Here is a 17553-nt window from a genome sequence, read left to right on the forward strand (position 1 = left end):
GCGTCGCCCATACCGCGAAATACGACACAGAGTAGGACCCGTGCGGATGGCTGTCGCAGCACGGTTTACGATCTCAGGAGCGCAAGCGAACTCCTCGTCTGTCCCCGGTAGTGGGGCGGATGCGAGCAGCGGAGCCTGCGGAGCGACCTAAAGGCACCTTTCAGGAGGATCAGTGACTGCCGTAGAGCCAAAGCCAGTCCCTCAGTTGGAAGCGACTCGGCCGTATCCGGCTCGGACCGGGCCGAAGGGCTCGTTCATCGTCAAGATGGTCACCACCACCGACCCCAAGGTCCTCGGTGTCATGTACCTGACCACCTCGATGGCGTTCTTCCTCATCGGTGGTCTGATGGCCCTGCTGATGCGTGGTGAGCTGGCCCGGCCGGGCCTGCAGTTCCTGTCCCCCGAGCAGTTCAACCAGCTGTTCACCATGCACGGCACGATCATGCTGCTGTTCTACGCGACCGCGATCGTGTTCGGCTTCGCCAATATCGTCCTGCCGCTGCAGATCGGCGCACCCGACGTCGCCTTCCCGCGACTGAACGCCTTCAGCTACTGGCTCTACGCATTCGGCGCGACCATGGCGACCGCGGGCTTCATCACCCCCGGTGGCGCCGCTGACTTCGGTTGGACGGCGTACGTCCCGCTGACCGACATCCTGCACTCGCCCGGCGTCGGCACCGACCTGTGGATCCTCGGCCTCGCGGTCTCCGGTCTGGGCACCATCCTCGGTGGCGTCAACATGCTGACCACCGTGGTCTGCCTGCGTGCCCCCGGTATGACCATGTTCCGTATGCCGATCTTCACCTGGAACATCGCCGTCACCAGCGTGCTCGTGCTGCTCGCCTTCCCGCTGCTGACCGCCGCGCTGTTCGGCCTGGCCTACGACCGCCACCTCGGCGGCCACATCTACGATCCGGCCACCGGCGGCATCCTGCTCTACCAGCACCTGTTCTGGTTCTTCGGCCACCCCGAGGTGTACATCATCGCGCTGCCGTTCTTCGGCATCGTCTCGGAGATCTTCCCGGTCTTCTCGCGTAAGCCGATCTTCGGTTACACCACACTGGTCTACGCGACCCTCGGCATCGCGGCGCTGTCGATCGCGGTGTGGGCGCACCACATGTACGCCACCGGCGCCGTGCTGCTGCCGTACTTCTCGTTCATGACCTTCCTGATCGCAGTGCCGACCGGTGTGAAGTTCTTCAACTGGATCGGCACCATGTGGCGCGGCCAGCTGACCTTCGAATCGCCGATGCTGTTCTCCCTCGGCTTCCTTGTCACCTTCCTGTTCGGCGGTCTGTCCGGTGTCATCCTGGCCTCGCCGCCGCTGGACTTCCACGTCACCGACTCATACTTCGTCGTCGCACATTTCCATTACGTGCTCTTCGGCACCATCGTGTTCGCCACCTACGCCGGCATCTACTTCTGGTTCCCGAAGATCACCGGACGCATGCTGGACGAGCGCCTCGGCAAGTGGCACTTCTGGACCACCTTCATCGGCTTCCACACCACCTTCCTGGTGCAGCACTGGCTCGGCGCCGAAGGCATGCCGCGCCGCTACGCCGACTACCTGCCCAGTGACGGATTCACCACGCTGAACACCATTTCCACGATCGGCGCCTTCATCCTGGGCGCGTCGATGCTGCCGTTCATCTGGAACGTCTTCAAGAGCTACCGCTACGGCGAGGTCGTCACCGTGGACGATCCGTGGGGTTACGGTAACTCGCTGGAGTGGGCCACCACCTGCCCGCCGCCGCGGCACAACTTCTACGAACTGCCGCGCATCCGGTCCGAGCGTCCCGCCTTCGAGCTGCACTACCCGCACATGGTCGAGCGGATGCGGGCCGAGGCGCATGTCGGTTGGGGTTCGGGCAAACATGCCACCGAGGTGCACGAAGGCGCCCTGGCAAAGCACTAGGCGGTGGCCGGACATTCGTCCGTCCAAGCGCGCAGAGAGTGAGCTCACCAGGTGAGTGAGCAACTACATTGTCCGGCAGAGAGGTACCCGGCAATGCAGTAGCGTCGCCATGATGAGTGTGCACCTACTGATCATCAGTGGGTGCACACTCATTTGTGGGAGAAGCACCAACCGGAGCGTTGCGACATCGGGGTCCAGCACAGCGCCGGCAAACAACTAACTTGGAGCAGCTCAGTTGGCCGACACCACCGTCCTCGCCACCGTCACCGGACCCGACCGGCCCGGTGTGACCTCCGTGCTGCTCGCGGCCATGTCGCGGCATCACGTGAGCCTGCTGGATGTGGAGCAGGTCGTCATCCGCGGCCGACTGACCCTCGGCGTGCTGGTCACCTGCCCGAGCGATCCGGAGGCGCTGCAGGACGAGCTCGAAGAGGCGATGAATACCGTCGGCATGCATGTCGACGTCGAGGTCGACGCACAGATCGGCAGGCAGCCGATGTCGACCCATGCGGTGGTCATCCTCGGCGCGCCGGTGACCGCGCGCGCATTCAGTTCGGTCTCCCGTCAGCTCGCGGCGCTCGGCGCCAATATCGACACCATCCGCGGCATTGCCGACTACCCGGTGACCGGCATGGAACTCCTGGTCACCGCGACCGACACCGGCCCCGATTCCGATGCCCGCCTGCGCACCGCGCTGGCCGAGGTCGCGGTCGCCGAACAGGTGGACGTGGCGGTGGAGCGGGCCGGGCTGGCCCGCCGTGGCAAGCGGCTCATCGTCTTCGACGTCGATTCGACCCTGATCCAGGGCGAGGTCATCGAGATGCTCGCCGCGCACGCCGGGGTGGAGGATCAGGTCCGCGAGGTCACCGAGGCGGCCATGCGCGGCGAAATCGACTTCGCCGAATCGCTGCGTCAGCGGGTGGCGACCCTCGAGGGGCTGGACGAATCGGTGATCGAGGAGGTCGCCGACCGGATCGAGCTGACCCCGGGCGCGCGCACCACCATTCGAACCCTGCGCCGCATCGGATTCCGCTGCGGTGTGGTATCGGGCGGCTTCCGTCAGGTGATCGAACCGCTCGCGCACGAACTGGAATTGGACTTCGTGCAGGCGAATACGCTCGAGGTCGTGGACGGCAAGCTGACCGGCCGGGTGGTCGGCGAAATCGTCGACCGCGCCTTCAAGGCCACCGCGTTGCGTAAATTCGCGGCGGAGGCCGGCGTGCCGATGGAGCAGACCGTTGCCGTCGGCGACGGCGCCAACGACATCGACATGCTCAATGCGGCCGGACTCGGCGTCGCCTTCAATGCCAAGCCCGCGTTGCGCGAGGTCGCCGATGCGGCCCTATCGCATCCTTATCTGGACGCGGTCCTGTTCATCCTCGGCGTGACCCGCGACGAGGTGGAGGCCGCCGACGCCCGCGACGGCGGAATCCGTCGCGTCCCGCTCGTCGGCAGTTGATGCCGTCAGTGGGTGGACCGGCCCATTCGGCTCGGTAGGCGCGCTGGGAGTTGATCATCGGTGAACGGCGCGAGTCCGGTAAACCTCTATCGGGAATGCGGCGGGCCTCACGAAACTTGCAGTCATACGTCCGGCGGCCGAAGGTCGGAGCCGACCCCGCACAAATGGTTTCATCGACGATCAAGGTGGAGTGATGGCGAGTTTCCCGGAGGGCACTGCCGGAGTCCGGGACAGCGGTGACGCGGCGGAGGCCGAATTGTCCACGGGCATTGCGGGATTCCGCATTCGGCATGCGGAGCTGGCTCGCGGCTACGGCGGTCTCGGCGATCCCGAGGATCCCGCCATGGTGCAGGCCATGCAGATGGTGCTGCACATTCCGAAGATCGATCCGCCGCGGCGCGGTGCGCTGCTGGAGGCCGCGGCGGCGGCCACGGTGGCGCTGTGCCTGGATGAGCGGGTCGGGCCCGACGGGGAGTGGGAGCAGCGGTTCCTGGCCTGGAAGCGGTCGCGGATCCGCAAGGTGGCGCGGCGGGCGCGTGGTGCGCAGTGGCTGGCCGCCAACGAGGTGGACGGGGTGACCGTCGAGGTGGACGGTGCGCAGGCGCGGGCATTCGTGCCGGGGCGGGTGGGCGAGGTCGATCTGCGGATCAGGCGGCTGCAGATCAACGGCACCGACCTCGAACACGACGATCCCGGACCCGCCGATCCCGACCTGCCGGTGCTGTGGGTGAATGCGAAGCTCGGTATGACCCTCGGCAAGGCCGCCGCCCAGGTCGGTCACGCCAGTATGTTGCTAGCCGGTGCGCTCACCGTGGACGAGGCACTGCGGTGGTCGCAGCGCGAGTTCCGATGCGCGGTGCGCGAATCCGGACCGGAGCAGTGGGCGTCGCTGTGCGAGCAGGTGTCTCGCGGGCAGGCGGTCGCGGTGCGCGACGCCGGTTTCACCGAGGTCGCTCCGGGCTCGATGACTGTGATCGCGGTGCCCGGACAATACTGATCGGCTGGGGGTGAATTGCCTCGCATCCGATTTACACCGCAGGTTCCGCAAGCGATTACGCGGTGTAGATGTTTCGCTGTTCGGCGCTAAGGGGATTCACCCGAGCCCGATCTGGGTACGTTCGACGCAATAGGACCGCCGCAGACCACTCGCCGGAGGCCATCATGATGACGACGCTGTTGGTGATACTCGCCGTTTGGGTAGGTTGTTCGATTCCGCTGGCGCTGATCGTCGCGCGGATGTTCCGCTCCACCGATGAGCCGCCGAAAAATCCGCCGGGAGCGGTGCGCGCACCGTCCGCGCAGGCACGTCGTGGCGGGCGAATGGCCACGTCGTGGCTACCGGCATGGGTCGGTCGTACGAACACAGCGCATTTGAGCCAAGATGGAGCCCGTGCCGCAACCGGATCCCGATCTGCTCATTGATTTCACCGACGTGACCATCCGACGCTCGGGTCACACCCTCGTCGGCCCGGTCACCTGGCAGGTCGAGCTCGACGAACGCTGGGTTGTCCTCGGACCCAACGGCGCGGGCAAGACCTCGCTGCTCCGCATGGCCGCCGCCGAAGTGCATCCGACCTCGGGCATCGCCCACCTGCTCGGTGAAGTCATCGGCAAAACCGATGTCAACGAGCTGCGACCGCGCATCGGCTGGTCCTCGGCCGCGGTGGCCAGCCGGATTCCGCGCGACGAGAAGGTCAGCGATCTGGTGGTTTCCGCCGGTTACGCGGTCCTCGGTCGCTGGCGCGAGCGTTACGACGATGTCGATACCGACCGCGCCATCGATATGCTCGAAAGCCTCGGCGCCGAACATCTTTCCGATCGCACCTACGGGACGTTGTCCGAGGGGGAGCGCAAGCGGGTGCTGATCGCCCGCGCGATGATGACCGATCCGGAGCTGCTGCTGCTCGACGAGCCCGCCGCCGGTCTGGATCTGGGCGGCCGTGAGGAGTTGGTGGAGCGCCTCGGCGATCTGGCCTCGGATCCCGATTCCCCGGCCATGGTCCTGGTGACCCACCATGTCGAGGAGATTCCGCCGGGCTTCACCCATGGCCTGCTGCTGAACGAGGGCGCGGTCATCGCGCAGGGATTGTTGCCGGATGTGCTCACTGCCGAGAACCTGAGTGAGGCCTTCCGTCAGTCGATCGCGCTGGATCGCGTCGATGGCCGGTACTTCGCGCGGCGCGCGCGTCGCTTGGGGCGGCACCGTTCGCGCTGAGCCCGTGATGGGGATTACGGCGTAAAGCAAGCAGGCGTTAGGGTGCAGGAGTGAGCGAGCGTCAGCGAGTGAACCATCAGTACAGCGTGCAATCGCGCACGACGGAGCCGAGCGTCAGCGAGGCGCAGTCGTGAGTGAGACGAACGCGCAGGAGCCCATTCCGCCGCTCAAGGACGCGTCGACGGTGATGTTGGTGCGTGACGGTGCCACCGGGCCCGAGGTGTTCCTGCAGCGCCGGGTCGGGGCGATGGCCTTCGCCGCCGGCATGACCGTTTTCCCGGGCGGCGGTGTCGATCCGTCGGACGGAACCGCCGATATCGAATGGGCCGGACCCGAACCCGCTTGGTGGGCGGCGAAATTCGGCACCACCGAGCCGAGGGCCAAGGCGCTGGTCGCCGCCGCAGTGCGCGAAACCTTCGAGGAGTGCGGGGTACTGCTGGCCGGGACGACGGCCGACACCGTCGTCTCCGATACCACGGGCTACCACGATGCCCGGGCTCGACTGGAGCGGCGCGAAGTGTCGCTGGCCGACTTCCTCGCCGAAGAGAAACTGGTGCTGCGCGCGGATCTGCTGCGGCCGTGGGCGAATTGGATCACCCCGGTGATCGAGCCGCGGCGCTATGACACCCGTTTCTTCGTCGCGGTGCTGCCGCAAGGGCAGTTGGCCGACGGCGCTACCACCGAGGCGGCCGAGGTGCAATGGCGCACCGCGGCGGACGAACTCGACCGCTGGCGGGCGGGCACCGATGTGCTGTTGCCGCCGACCTGGTCGCAGCTCGACGCCATTGCCGAATTCGCTTCCACGGCGGAGATTCTGGCCATCGACCGGGTGATCGAACCGATCATGCCGGTGCTCACCGGGGACAGCGGGCGGCAGGTGCTCCAGTTCCCGGACAACCAGCGCTATTTCGCCGCACTGCCGGATACCAGCAGGCTCAGGGGATCCGCGCGTCCATGAGGCAGTAGGTTTCCTGCCATGGCCGAATTCGTGACCCTGGAGTTGCCCGAGGATCCCGCCGTCCGTGGCGTTGCCGTCCTCCGGATCGACCGTCCGCCGCTGAACCTGCTGAATGCGCAGCTGGTCCGTGAGGTGGCCGAGGCGGCGGCGGTTGTCGCCGCACACCCCGGGGTCGCGGCATTGGTCGTCTACGGCGACGAGCGGGTCTTCTGCGCGGGCGACGACCTCGCCGAACTGTCCGGGCTCGGCCCGGATCAGGCCGAAGCCATGGCCGCCGATCTGCAGGCGGCACTGGGCTGCCTGGCCAAGGTGCCCCAGCCCACCGTCGCGGCGATCAGCGGCTACTGCCTCGGCGGCGGCCTGGAACTGGCGCTCGCCGCCGATCGCCGCATCATCGGCGACAACGTCAAACTCGGCCTGCCCCAAATCAAAGCGGGCCTCATTCCCCTCGCAGGCATCCGCCGCCTATCGCTGCTGATCGGCACCGGCCCAGCCAAAGATCTCGTCTACACCGGCCGCTTCGTCGAGGCCGAGGAAGCGCGCACCCTCGGTCTGGTGGAGGAGGTCGCCGCCCCCGACGACGTCTACACCGCCGCCATCCGCTGGGCGCAACAATTTACCGACGGCCCCACCCGCACCCTCGCCGCCGCGAAAGCCGTCTTCGAAGCAGGCCCCCACGGCCTGGACCGCGCCCGCACCGAATGGGCCACCCTCTTCACCACCGAAGACCACCGCATCGGCACCGAGTCGTACCTGGCCGACGGTCCGGGCTCGGCGACTTTCGTCGGGCGCTGACGGGCACACGGCTCGGTCGCGTCGGTGGTGTTCGTGAGGTCTCGGTCGATCTGCCCAGGTGGGTCTGGCGGCTCGATCGTGCTCGCATCGGATGGACCGTGCTCTTCGCCGCTGACGGCCGCCGCATCGGCACCGAGTTGTACCTGGCCGGTGGTCCGGGCTCGGCGACTTTCGTCGGGCGCTGACGGGCACACGGCTCGGTCGCGTCGGTGGGGTTCGTGAGGTCTCGGTCGATCTGCCCGGTCAGGTCTGGCGGGCTCGATCGTGCTCGCATCGGATGGACCGTGCTCTTCGCCACTGACGGCCGCCGCATCGGCACCGAGTCGTACCTGGCCGGTGGTCCGGGCTCGGCGACTTTCATCGGGCGCTGACGGGGCACACGGCTCGGTCGCGTCGGTGGGGTTCGTGAGGTCTCGGTCGATCTGCCCGGTCAGGTCTGGCGGGCTCGATCGTGCTCGTACGGAATGGGCCCCGCTCTTCGCCACCGGGGCCCGCATTGGCACTAGTCGTACCTGGCCGACGGTCCAGGTTCGGCAACCGCAGTCGGACGCTGACGGGCACCGACGCAACCAGCTGAGGGTTCGGTTTGGCCTGCTTGTTGTTACTGGTCGGTAGTCAGGATCTGCGGTGCCGTGATCGGTCGGGTCGGCGTTGGGTGATCGGAGTGCCGATGCGGACGATAAACAGGAACACGTTCCTGGTCGGTGCATGGTGTGACTTTCGCGGCACTCGATGATCGTGAGTCCCACTCGAGCCCCAGGTTGCTGACCGCATCTGGGACACGTGGCGGTGCGGAGGTAGATCGTCGGTCAGGTTCAGAACCAGAACGAGTCTCGGGGGAGGGTGCGGGGGGCGAAATCATGTCCTACTCACTGGTCCGCTGCAGACGTGCGGCGCAGGGTTGGCTAGGCTAGCCCACCATGACGGTCCACCCCGATGACCCGGCGCCGAACCCGCATGCCACCGAGGCCGAGGTCGAAGCAGCGCTGAAGGATACGAAGCTCGCCCAGGTGCTCTATCACGACTGGGAAGCCGAGACCTATGACGACAAGTGGTCGATTTCCTATGACGAGCGCTGTATCGACTATGCCCGCGGCCGGTTCGACGCCGCGGTCGGCCCCGCGCCGCTGCCGTACGAGCGCGCGCTGGAACTGGGCTGTGGCACCGGCTTCTTCCTGCTGAACCTCATGCAGGGTGGCGTCGCGAAATCCGGCTCGGTCACCGACCTGTCGCCGGGCATGGTGAAGGTCGCACTGCGCAATGCCGAGAACCTCGGGCTCGATGTCGACGGCCGGGTCGCCGACGCCGAGACCATCCCGTACGAGGACGACACCTTCGACCTCGTCGTCGGGCACGCGGTGCTGCACCACATCCCGGACGTGGAACTGGCGCTCAAGGAGTGCCTGCGCGTGCTGAAGCCGGGCGGGCGTTTCGTCTTCGCCGGTGAACCGACCACCGCGGGCAACTTCTACGCTCGCTGGCTCGGCCGCATCACCTGGAAGGCCACCACCACCGTGACCAAGCTGCCCGCACTGTCGGGTTGGCGGCGTCCGCAGGCCGAACTGGACGAGTCCTCGCGCGCTGCGGCGCTGGAGGCGGTCGTCGACCTGCACACCTTCGATCCGAGCGACCTCGAGGCTATGGCCCGGCGCGCCGGCGCCACCGAGGTCAAGGCGAGCACCGAGGAGTTCGCGGCGGCGCTGTGGGGCTGGCCGGTGCGCACCTTCGAGGCGGCTGTCCCGGACGAGAAGCTCACCATGGGCTACCGGATGGCCATGTACCGCGCGTGGCTGCGGCTGAGCTGGTTGGACGAGAACGTCATGCGCCGCGTGGTGCCGCGTCAGTTCTTCTACAACGCCATGATCACCGGCGTGAAGCCGGGCGCTGCCGCCAAGTAGTGGGTTACCGCTTCGGCCGCGAGGATGTCGTCTTCCTCGGCAGCGCGGCGGGTTGCGCCGCGCTGGCCGAGGTGGATCGGCTGGAGCTGACTCCCGCGACGCACCTGCGCGATTTGGAGCGGGTGCGTCGCGAATTCGGCGAGCGGTCGGCCGCGCTGGTGGAAACGGTGCGTCTGCGCCGTCGTGCCGCGGCCAAGCTCGTCGATACCGAACAGTGGCTGTTCACCGATGACGCGCTGCAACAGGCGACGCCGACGCTGGTCGCCCGCCACCGCGCCGCGCGGCTCTCCGGACGTGCCGTACACGATGTGACCTGCTCGATCGGCGCGGAACTCGCCGAACTGGCCCGCACCTGCCCTGTCGTGCTCGGCAGCGACCTCGACGACGTGCGCCTGTCCATGGCCGCGCACAATCTCGCCGCATCCCGAAATGTCCTGCTGGCCAAGGCCGATGCCCTCGTCCCGACCAGCACCGGCACCGTCGTCGTCGCCGATCCGGCCCGCCGCGCGGATGGTCGCCGCACCCATGATCCGGCCAAACTGCAACCCCCGCTCCCGGATCTGCTTGCCGCCTATCCCGGCCGTGACCTGGCTGTAAAGTGTGCTCCCGGACTGGATTTCGACCGCCTGGACTGGCCGGGCGAGGTCGAGGTCGTCTCCCTCGACGGCGCGGTCCGCGAGGCCTGCCTGTGGTCGCCGGGCCTTTCCGGCAGCGACGTCACCCGCCGCGCGACAGTCCTCACCTCCCGCGGCGAATCCGTCACCTACACCGACGCCGCCCCCGACGAGATTCCGGAACAGCCCCCCGGCGAGTGGATCATCGACCCCGACGGCGCCATCGTCCGCGCAGGCCTGGTGCGCCACTACGCCGCCGAACACGGCCTCTGGCAACTGGACCCGCAGATCGCCTACCTGACCGGCAACACCGTCCCCCCCGGCGTCCGCGGCTTCCGCATCCTCGACCGCCTGGAATTCCGCGAAAAATCCCTCCGCCAAGAACTAACCCGCCGCAACTGCGGCCCCCTGGAAATCCGCATCCGAGGCCTCGACATAGACCCCGACGCCCTCCGCAAACGCCTAAAACTCCGCGGCACCCACCCCTACACCCTCATCCTCACCCGCCTCTCCCGCACCGCCGCCGCCTTCCTCTGCACCTAACGCCCCCATTACTCCGCCGCCCCCCGCACCCGCTGGCCTCGAGACCCCAACACCGTCGACTTTGCCGGTGCCCACCCGCCGCTCGCATGCGTCGAGAATGTATTGGTGGCGGCCCACTTTCGATGCTTCCCGCCACCAGCACATCGTGATCAAGGGACCAAGACCGCGCTACACCCCCCAGCACCCCACCCGCCGCTCGCGTGCGTCGAGCATGTAATAGTGGCGGGCCATTCTCGGTGTTTCCCGCCACCAGTGCATGGTGATCAAGGGTTTAGGACCGCGCTGTATACCCGGTGCCGTTATTTGCTGGTGCTTCGCTTGGGGGGCGGGGGTTCGATGGGTGGCTATTGTTCGGGTTTGAAGGTGAAGAGTTCGCCGATGCGGGTGGCGAGGACTACCTCGCCCTTGGAGCCGATGGAGGTGCCGGTGGTTGTGCCCTTGGCAGCCGGGAGGACGTCCGAGTCGACGGTTGCGCCGGTCTTGGTGTCGAAGGTGATCAGGTTGATGCCGTCGCCGATGGCGGCGGCGGTGTAGCCGGTGTCGCCTGCGGTCTGGACGGGGGTGCCGCGCAGGGCGAGATCCTTACGCTCCCAGGCGATTTCGGCGGTGTCGCCCTTGTCGCGCAGGGCGAGCAGGTGGCCGTCGTCGCCGGCTGGGATGATCAGGCCGTCGCCGGAGACCGAAATGCCGCCGCGCGGGGCCCAATCCAGCGGCTGCACCCATTTGGTCCGGCCGTCGGCGGCGTCGACCGCGATGAGGCGCTTGGAATTGTCGCCGACGTATACGGTCCGGCCGTCGGCGGACAGCGTCGGGCTGGTCGCGCTGCCGTCGGTGAGCAGGTCCGCGCTCCATTCCTGCTGAATCTTATTGTCCGCGTAGCGAAGTGCGACCAGTGCGGCGATCGGCTTGCCCGGCTTCCACAGCGTGACGAAGAAGCGGCCGCTGGACACCTCGATCGGCGAGATATTGGCGACCGGGCACTGCGGCCCGCCGCTCGGGCAGTCGTCGAGACCCTGTCCGGACGCGGGTCGGGTGAGATCGGGGTACTCCAGGAAGTCGGGATCGCCCAGCAGTTGGGCGGTACTGACGACGCGCTCACCGGTCTGGCGGCTCAGCACATCCATCTGACCGGACTGGGTGACCGTCAGGATATTCCCGTCGCCGGTGAACTGCGCCGAAACCGGTACGCCCGCAACGGCAGTCCGCCAGCGCGGCTGGCCGATCGAGTTGAACGCACTGACCCCGCTGTCGTCGCCGACGTAGACATTGGTGCCGCTGTCGACCACCGAGGGCGCGGCGATCGCATTCGGTCCCAGCGCATTACAGAAGCGCTTGCGACCGGTCGGCATCTGCAGCGAGAGAATGGCGCAGTTGCTCGGGGTCAGGGTGGTGACGAACATTTGCCCGTCCGGGCCGAGCGTCACGGGTTCCTCGATCGGCCCACCGACTGGCCGCGACCAACTCAGCGATAGTTTGCGCGAGCCGGTGACCGGGCTGAAGCCACTGTTGCGGCCGTCATGGTGCGCGGTGGTCCAGCCCTTGCCCGATCCGACGGTGATGTCGTCGACGTCGGTACCGCACCCCGTCAACACCAGTGCACCGATGGCCGCCGCCGCGCCCAGTCGGGACAGGGTGAGCCCGCGCGCCGGGTTGGCCAGTACGCCGCCGCTTCGCACCTGCTGCACTCCTGTCGTCGTTGCCCGCTGGGGACGTGACCGAAAGCGTGTCGACCCCCGGGTACGCGCACCACCGCCCGCGTGGAGGTTCGCCGCCGCCGTCGGCGGCGCAGCGATCACTGTACGGGAGGGTCCGCCGACGTTGTACGGGTCCCGGCGGTGTTTTCCGACGGGATAAGCTCTAGCCGTCGCGACCGGGACGGTCGCCATGTCAAGGACCACGACAGGAGATGACTTCGTGACGAGCATGTGGGGCGCACCGTTGCGCTCGCGGTGGCGCGGCTCGCGTCGCCGGGATCCGCAGCAAGCGCGATTTCTGACGCTGGCGTCGCTGCGCTGGGTGCTCGCGAACAAGGCGTACACGCCTTGGTATCTGGTGCGGTACTACCGGCTGTTCAAATTCAAGGCGGCCAATCCGCATATCGTGCTGCGCGGCATGGTCTTCCTCGGCAAACGCGTCGAAATCCACGCGACCCCCGAATTGGGTCGGATGGAAATCGGCCGCTGGGTGCATATCGGCGACGGCAATGCCATTCGCTGCCATGAGGGTTCGCTGCGCATCGGCGACAAGGTCGTCTTCGGCAAGGACAATGTCGTCAATACCTACCTCGATATCGAGATCGGTGAATCCACGCTGGTCGCGGACTGGTGCTACATCTGCGACTTCGACCACCGCATGGACGACATCAATATGCCGATCAAGGATCAGGGCATCGTCAAGAGCCCGGTCCGCATCGGGCCGGATACCTGGATCGCCGCCAAGGTGACGGTGCTGCGCGAAACCCGCGTCGGCCGCGGCTGTGTGCTCGGTGCGCACGCGGTGGTCAAGGGCGAGATTCCGGACTACAGCATCGCCGTCGGCGCGCCCGCCAAGGTCGTCAAGAACCGCAAGGCGACCTGGGAGGCCGGCGCCGAGGAGCGCGCCAAATACGTTGCCGCGCTGGAAGATATCGAGCGCAAGAAGAACGGCGCCACCCAGTCGGCATGAACCCACCGAGCCCCGGGATCCGGAACGGACCCGGGGCTCGTGCCATCTCGGCCGAGTATTCCGGTATGCGTCGGTGGCAGTCGGTACGGTCACGTCATGAACAGGTACGCGGCGCTGTTGCGCGGGATCATGCCGACGAACCCCAATATGAAGGGGGAGAAGCTGCGCGGGGTGTTCGATGGGCTCGGATTCGAGAAGGTCGCCACGGTATTGGCCAGCGGCAATGTGGTCTTCCGTACCGCGGACACCGATATCGCGGAGTTGGAAGCCCGCATCCAGGACGCGCTGAACAGCGAACTCGGAATTCCGGGCGGCACCATCGTGCGCACCTATGACGAATTGCGCGACCTGCTCGACACCGATCCGTTTCCGGGCCTGACCCACGGCCGCGGCACCTACCTGACCGCGACCTTCCTCAAACAGGCACCGCCGAACGTCGCGAAAGAACTGCGCAAGCACACCGAACCCGGTGTCCGGATCGTCGGCTACGACACCGCCGCCCGCGTCGTCCTCTCGGTCATCGACAACACCGAACCGCGCACCCCGAATTTCATGGCCTGGATGGAGAAGACCTACAGCAAGGAGATCACCACCCGCACCTGGCTCACCATCCAGAAGATCGTCAAGAAGATGGAGAGCTAGGCGCTACTTCGGATCGCGCTCGGGGAGGGGACGTTCGATGATGGTAGGGCGGCCGATGGGGTTGCGGACGCGGCGTTTGGCCGAGGAATACACCAGGGCGGTTTCGGCAGCGACCACATCCCAGGCGAAGTCGGCGGTGAGGCGTTCGCGCGCGGCGTAGGCGCGGTCCTGGGTGGCGGCCGGATCGTCGAGGGTGGCGCGCACGGCTTCGACGATGCCGTCCACATCCGCCGGTGCGAAGGATGCGCCGGTGACGCCGTCGATGACGGCCTCGCCGAGACCACCCGCGGTGGAGGTGATCAGCGGGGTACCGGCGGCGGCCGCCTCGAGCGCGACGATGCCGAAGGGTTCGTAGCGGCTCGGCAACACGATGGCATCGGCGCCGTGCAACCAGCCGAGCAGTTCCTCGTGATCGAGCTGACCGGCGAAGGTCACCGCGCGCGCGACCCGATGTACCCGGGCGCGTTCGCGCAGCCATTCGAACTGGGTGCCGATACCGGCGACGGTCAGCGTGGTGCCGGGGTGGGCGCGGCGGATGCGCGGCAGCGCGGCGATCGCATCCTGCACACCCTTCTCGTACTCGAGCCGACCCACATAGAGCAGACGCGGCGGACCGGTGCGCGGTGCGCGCGGCCGAAAGGTCCACGCGCCCACATCGATTCCGTTGCGGATGACCGTCATCGGCACCCGCTCGGGCCGGTAGAGCCGCTCCACCTCGTCCTGCATGGAGGTCGAGCAGGTGATCAGCGCATCCGATTCATTGGCCAGCCACCACTCGACCGAATGCACCTGCTTGTTGACCCGGCCCGAGACCCAACCGCTGTGCCGCCCGGCCTCGGTGGCGTGGATGGTCGAAACCAGCGGCACGTCGTAGTACTCGGCCAGCGCGATCGCCGGATGCGCGACCAGCCAGTCGTGCGCGTGCACGACATCCGGGACCCAGCCGTCGCCGATGCCGGGCTTGCCGAGGGCCACACCGGCGCGCACCATGGCATGGCCCATGGCCAGCGTCCAAGCGAGCATGTCTTCGCCGAAGTCGAAGCACGGCGGATCCTCCGCGACCGCGACCACCAGCACGCCCTCGGCGATGAAGGAGTGGGTGGGGTGGGTCACGGAGTCGGTGCCGGAGGGGCGGCGGGCGAGCACGACCACTTCGTGACCGGCCGCTGCCAGTTCGACCGCCAGGTGATGCACATGCCGGCCCAACCCACCGACCACAACCGGTGGGTACTCCCACGACACCATCAAGATCTTCATGAATGTCCTTATCAGGCGGAGTCTCGGTCCGCGATCGCCAGCCGCCGTGCGTCCAAACTCGGGAAGAAGCCGTCGGCCGCCCCCCATCCTGCCGCCAACTGGTGTGCTTTGGCGACTTGGCCCGCCCCGACGGCGGCGGCGATTTCCCGTACGGCGTGGGCGTGTCGGTGCGCGCGGTCGCGTGCGTAGCCGGCCGCGGAGTCCTTGCTGACCATGAATGCCCAGTCGCTGGAGACGGTGAGGATGGCCTCGCGCAGCAGTTGATCGGCAACCGGGTCGCGCAGCGCGGCGCCGCCGTCCGCGGCCCGCATCTTGTCGACCGTATCGAGGGTGACCCGGACAATATCGTCGTTCAGATCCACCAGGTCTTTCACCTGGTCACCGGCCCATACTCGCCAATCCTTACCCGAACCCCAGGACGAATCGGCAAGCGGCACCGGCTCGCCGACGAACCCGCGCGCCCTGGCATCGGCCAGCGTGCCGACGGTGACGCCCGCCTCGGGCAGTGCCCGCAACACCTGGTCCAGCCACTGCGGACCCTCGTGCCACCAGTGTCCGAACAATTCGGTATCGAATGCGGCGACGACCAGGGCCGGACGTCCGATGCGCGCCGATTCCCCGATCAGCCGTTCGCGCACGGTCCGCACGAAATCGTCGACATCGCGGACCACCGCCGCAGCCGCCAGTTCCGGGTCGTACGGGGCCTTGTCCGGACCGGCGACCGTCTTGCCGGTGACGCGGGCGGGCTTGAGACCCGTCGCGTGGTCATAGTGATGAAAGTCACGGTATGCGCTCTGCCCGGGATAGCCGGACTTGGGCGACCAAACCCGGTAACTCACTTGCAGATCCCGCCCGAAGGCCACCACATCCGATTCCCGGACCGGTCGGCCGAGGGTGGTATCGCCGCGCAATGCGGGTCCGTCGACCATGAAATGCGTCACACCCGCGGCCGCGTATCCGGTCTCCATGCCGGGGGTGTAGCCGCATTCGGGCGCCCAGATGCCGGTCGGGGTGTGGCCCCAGCGCTGCCGGGCATCGGACAGGCCCGCGCTGAGCTGGAAGGCGCGCAGTCGCGGGTGCAGCAGCGGCTGAAACGGGTGCGCGAGCGGGCCACCGAGCAGTTCGATGGCCTCGGCGTCGATGAGCTGCCGCCACACCGGCGCCGCGCCGTGACGCCAGTGCTGTTCGAATTCCGCGAGTGCCGCCGCCGCCAGCCGGTGCTCATGCCTGCCGAGTGCGATATTGCCCGCCATCGCGGCCTCGTCGGCGCGCAGTTGCCAGTTGCCGAGCCAATGATGCATGCCCGCAAGGCAATGCGGATCGTCCAGCTGGGCGGCGAGCACCGGCGTGATGCCGAGGCTGAGCAGGTGCGAACGGCCTTCCGCGGCAAGGGTTCTCAGCACATCGACGACCGGAAGGTAAGAGGCGGCCCAGGATTGGTAGAGCCATTCCTCGCCGACCGGCCAGCGGCCGTGGTTGGCCAGCCAGGGCAGATGGGAATGCAGGACCAGAGTGAACTGGCCGGGAACTTCTTGTCTGCTCACGACTGCGCCTCGCTGACGCTCGGCTCCGTCGTGCGCAACGCGCGCTGTGACATGGTTCGTTCGCTGCGCTCACTCACGACTGCGCCTCGCTGACGCTCGGCTCCGTCGTGCGCAACGCGCGCTGTGACATGGTTCGTTCGCTGCGCTCACTCACGACTTCACCGCGATGGCGACCAGATCGAGGCTCGCATGGATGTCCTCGGTGATCAATGCGAAATCGTCGATGGCGACCGCGGCGACATCGGCGGTCAGCTCGGCGGGCCACGGCTCCCCGGCCAGCGCGCGCTCGATCTGCGCATCGATGAACGAGCCACCGTGCTTGGCGTCCAACGCCTTCAGCGTCGATCCGTGATGCACTCCGGTCATGAGCGTGACTTGGAAACCCGCGTCGACGAGCAGTTCGGTGAGTTCGTCGGCATTGAGTTCGCGGGTGTGGAACGGGTTGAGCGGGGTATCGCGCCCGGGGGAGAAGGTGATCCGATTGGGCGTGCTGATCAGCAGTTCACCGCCGGGTCGCAGCACCCGCAGGCATTCCCGGATGAACTGGCCCTGGTCCCAGAGGTGTTCGATCACTTGGAAATTCACCACGACATCGACCGACTCGTCTTCCAGCGGCAGCGCGGCGAGGTTGCCCTGGATCATCTCCACGCGCGGGTAGCGTGCGCGCACGTGCTCGACCGCGCTGGTGTCGTAGTCGAGGCCGATCACCTTGGTGGCCACATCGGCGATCATGTTCGCGCCGTAACCCTCACCGGATCCCGCCTCCAGCACCGTCTTTCCGGCGCAACGCTCGAGCAGGCGTGCGTAGACGATCTCGTGCCGACGGAACCAGTAGTTCTCCTCGGCGATGCCGGGTACGGTCCGCTCGCCGGTCAGCGGCAACGGCTCCACGACCGACTCGGGAGTAATGCCCGGGGTGGTGCCCACTGCGGCAGGGATCACAGCCTCGCTCATCGCTCCGACGTTACTGGTAAGGCGGCCGCAGAGTATCGCCAGGACCACCGTTGTGAGAGAGAAGCGACTAAGTTACCCGTGAGTAACTTAACGTA

General features: G+C 67.2%; 14 protein-coding genes. 10 read left to right on the plus strand and 4 right to left on the minus strand.

From position 1 onward, the window contains the following. Positions 1-172: 172 nt before the first annotated feature. The 8 genes from ctaD to ACQPYR_RS10245 all read left to right on the plus strand — a co-directional run bounded on the left by ctaD (position 173) and on the right by ACQPYR_RS10245 (position 10397). Positions 173-1915: an aa3-type cytochrome oxidase subunit I gene (gene ctaD, locus ACQPYR_RS10210; RefSeq protein ID WP_063046341.1), complete on the plus strand. Its 1743-nt coding sequence runs from the start codon at positions 173-175 to the stop codon at positions 1913-1915. A gap of 235 nt (positions 1916-2150) precedes the next feature. Next, positions 2151-3374: a phosphoserine phosphatase SerB gene (serB, locus tag ACQPYR_RS10215; protein WP_433630407.1), complete on the plus strand. Its 1224-nt coding sequence runs from the start codon at positions 2151-2153 to the stop codon at positions 3372-3374. A 193-nt stretch (positions 3375-3567) separates the two neighbouring features. Next, on the plus strand, positions 3568-4371 hold the full coding sequence (locus ACQPYR_RS10220) for a peptidyl-tRNA hydrolase (protein WP_433630410.1): 804 nt from the start codon (positions 3568-3570) through the stop codon (positions 4369-4371). Positions 4372-4755: 384 nt separating this feature from the next. Further along, a complete protein-coding gene (locus ACQPYR_RS10225) occupies positions 4756-5589 on the plus strand; it encodes an ABC transporter ATP-binding protein (RefSeq protein WP_433630413.1) in 834 nt (277 codons plus the stop codon). A 187-nt stretch (positions 5590-5776) separates the two neighbouring features. Continuing rightward, on the plus strand, positions 5777-6547 hold the full coding sequence (locus tag ACQPYR_RS10230; protein WP_433635084.1) for an NUDIX hydrolase: 771 nt from the start codon (positions 5777-5779) through the stop codon (positions 6545-6547). An 18-nt stretch (positions 6548-6565) separates the two neighbouring features. After that, positions 6566-7342 carry an enoyl-CoA hydratase-related protein gene (locus tag ACQPYR_RS10235; RefSeq protein WP_433630416.1) on the plus strand — a complete coding sequence of 259 codons (777 nt, stop codon included), beginning with the start codon at positions 6566-6568 and terminating at the stop codon, positions 7340-7342. A 920-nt stretch (positions 7343-8262) separates the two neighbouring features. Then, complete coding sequence (locus ACQPYR_RS10240; RefSeq protein WP_387289492.1) at positions 8263-9240, plus strand: class I SAM-dependent methyltransferase; 978 nt, start codon at positions 8263-8265, stop codon at positions 9238-9240. Beyond that, entirely contained in the window at positions 9240-10397 is a 1158-nt protein-coding gene (locus ACQPYR_RS10245; RefSeq protein WP_433630419.1) for a THUMP-like domain-containing protein, read from the plus strand. The genes ACQPYR_RS10240 and ACQPYR_RS10245 overlap by 1 nt, the downstream gene beginning before the upstream one ends. 344 nt (positions 10398-10741) lie before the next feature. On the opposite strand, the gene ACQPYR_RS10250 is transcribed toward ACQPYR_RS10245, so the two are convergent. Continuing rightward, positions 10742-12073, minus strand: a complete 1332-nt coding sequence (locus tag ACQPYR_RS10250; RefSeq protein ID WP_433630422.1) for a PQQ-binding-like beta-propeller repeat protein — start codon at positions 12071-12073, stop codon at positions 10742-10744. Between the two features lie 238 nt (positions 12074-12311). Between ACQPYR_RS10250 and ACQPYR_RS10255 the strand changes: the two genes are divergently transcribed. Continuing rightward, positions 12312-13061 carry an acyltransferase gene (locus tag ACQPYR_RS10255; RefSeq protein WP_040693897.1) on the plus strand — a complete coding sequence of 250 codons (750 nt, stop codon included), beginning with the start codon at positions 12312-12314 and terminating at the stop codon, positions 13059-13061. Positions 13062-13157: 96 nt separating this feature from the next. Next, the gene (locus tag ACQPYR_RS10260) at positions 13158-13703 is read left to right on the plus strand and encodes a DUF1697 domain-containing protein (protein WP_433630425.1); all 546 of its coding nucleotides are present in this window, start codon (positions 13158-13160) and stop codon (positions 13701-13703) included. Positions 13704-13706: 3 nt separating this feature from the next. On the opposite strand, the gene ACQPYR_RS10265 is transcribed toward ACQPYR_RS10260, so the two are convergent. From ACQPYR_RS10265 to ACQPYR_RS10275, 3 genes are all read right to left on the minus strand, one after another. Continuing rightward, on the minus strand, positions 13707-14960 hold the full coding sequence (locus ACQPYR_RS10265; RefSeq protein WP_433630428.1) for a glycosyltransferase family 4 protein: 1254 nt from the start codon (positions 14958-14960) through the stop codon (positions 13707-13709). 11 nt (positions 14961-14971) lie between these two features. Further along, on the minus strand, positions 14972-16504 hold the full coding sequence (locus tag ACQPYR_RS10270; protein ID WP_433630431.1) for a 1,4-alpha-glucan branching protein domain-containing protein: 1533 nt from the start codon (positions 16502-16504) through the stop codon (positions 14972-14974). A gap of 150 nt (positions 16505-16654) precedes the next feature. Further along, positions 16655-17458: a class I SAM-dependent methyltransferase gene (locus tag ACQPYR_RS10275; RefSeq protein WP_433630434.1), complete on the minus strand. Its 804-nt coding sequence runs from the start codon at positions 17456-17458 to the stop codon at positions 16655-16657. Positions 17459-17553 lie beyond the last annotated feature (95 nt).

The sequence above is a fragment of the Nocardia sp. CA-120079 genome (assembly GCF_050955745.1).
Lineage (GTDB): Bacteria > Actinomycetota > Actinomycetes > Mycobacteriales > Mycobacteriaceae > Nocardia.

What these genes read in the sequence shown, in the direction of transcription:
- ACQPYR_RS10230 (WP_433635084.1), top strand. Translation starts at nt 5,777, where the DNA reads ATGTTGGTGCGTGACGGTGCCACCGGGCCCGAGGTGTTCCTGCAGCGC.
- ACQPYR_RS10275 (WP_433630434.1), bottom strand. Translation starts at nt 17,458, where the DNA reads ATGAGCGAGGCTGTGATCCCTGCCGCAGTGGGCACCACCCCGGGCATT.
- ACQPYR_RS10240 (WP_387289492.1), top strand. Translation starts at nt 8,263, where the DNA reads ATGACGGTCCACCCCGATGACCCGGCGCCGAACCCGCATGCCACCGAG.
- ACQPYR_RS10235 (WP_433630416.1), top strand. Translation starts at nt 6,566, where the DNA reads ATGGCCGAATTCGTGACCCTGGAGTTGCCCGAGGATCCCGCCGTCCGT.
- ACQPYR_RS10220 (WP_433630410.1), top strand. Translation starts at nt 3,568, where the DNA reads ATGGCGAGTTTCCCGGAGGGCACTGCCGGAGTCCGGGACAGCGGTGAC.
- ACQPYR_RS10260 (WP_433630425.1), top strand. Translation starts at nt 13,158, where the DNA reads ATGAACAGGTACGCGGCGCTGTTGCGCGGGATCATGCCGACGAACCCC.
- ACQPYR_RS10265 (WP_433630428.1), bottom strand. Translation starts at nt 14,960, where the DNA reads ATGAAGATCTTGATGGTGTCGTGGGAGTACCCACCGGTTGTGGTCGGT.
- ACQPYR_RS10225 (WP_433630413.1), top strand. Translation starts at nt 4,756, where the DNA reads ATGGAGCCCGTGCCGCAACCGGATCCCGATCTGCTCATTGATTTCACC.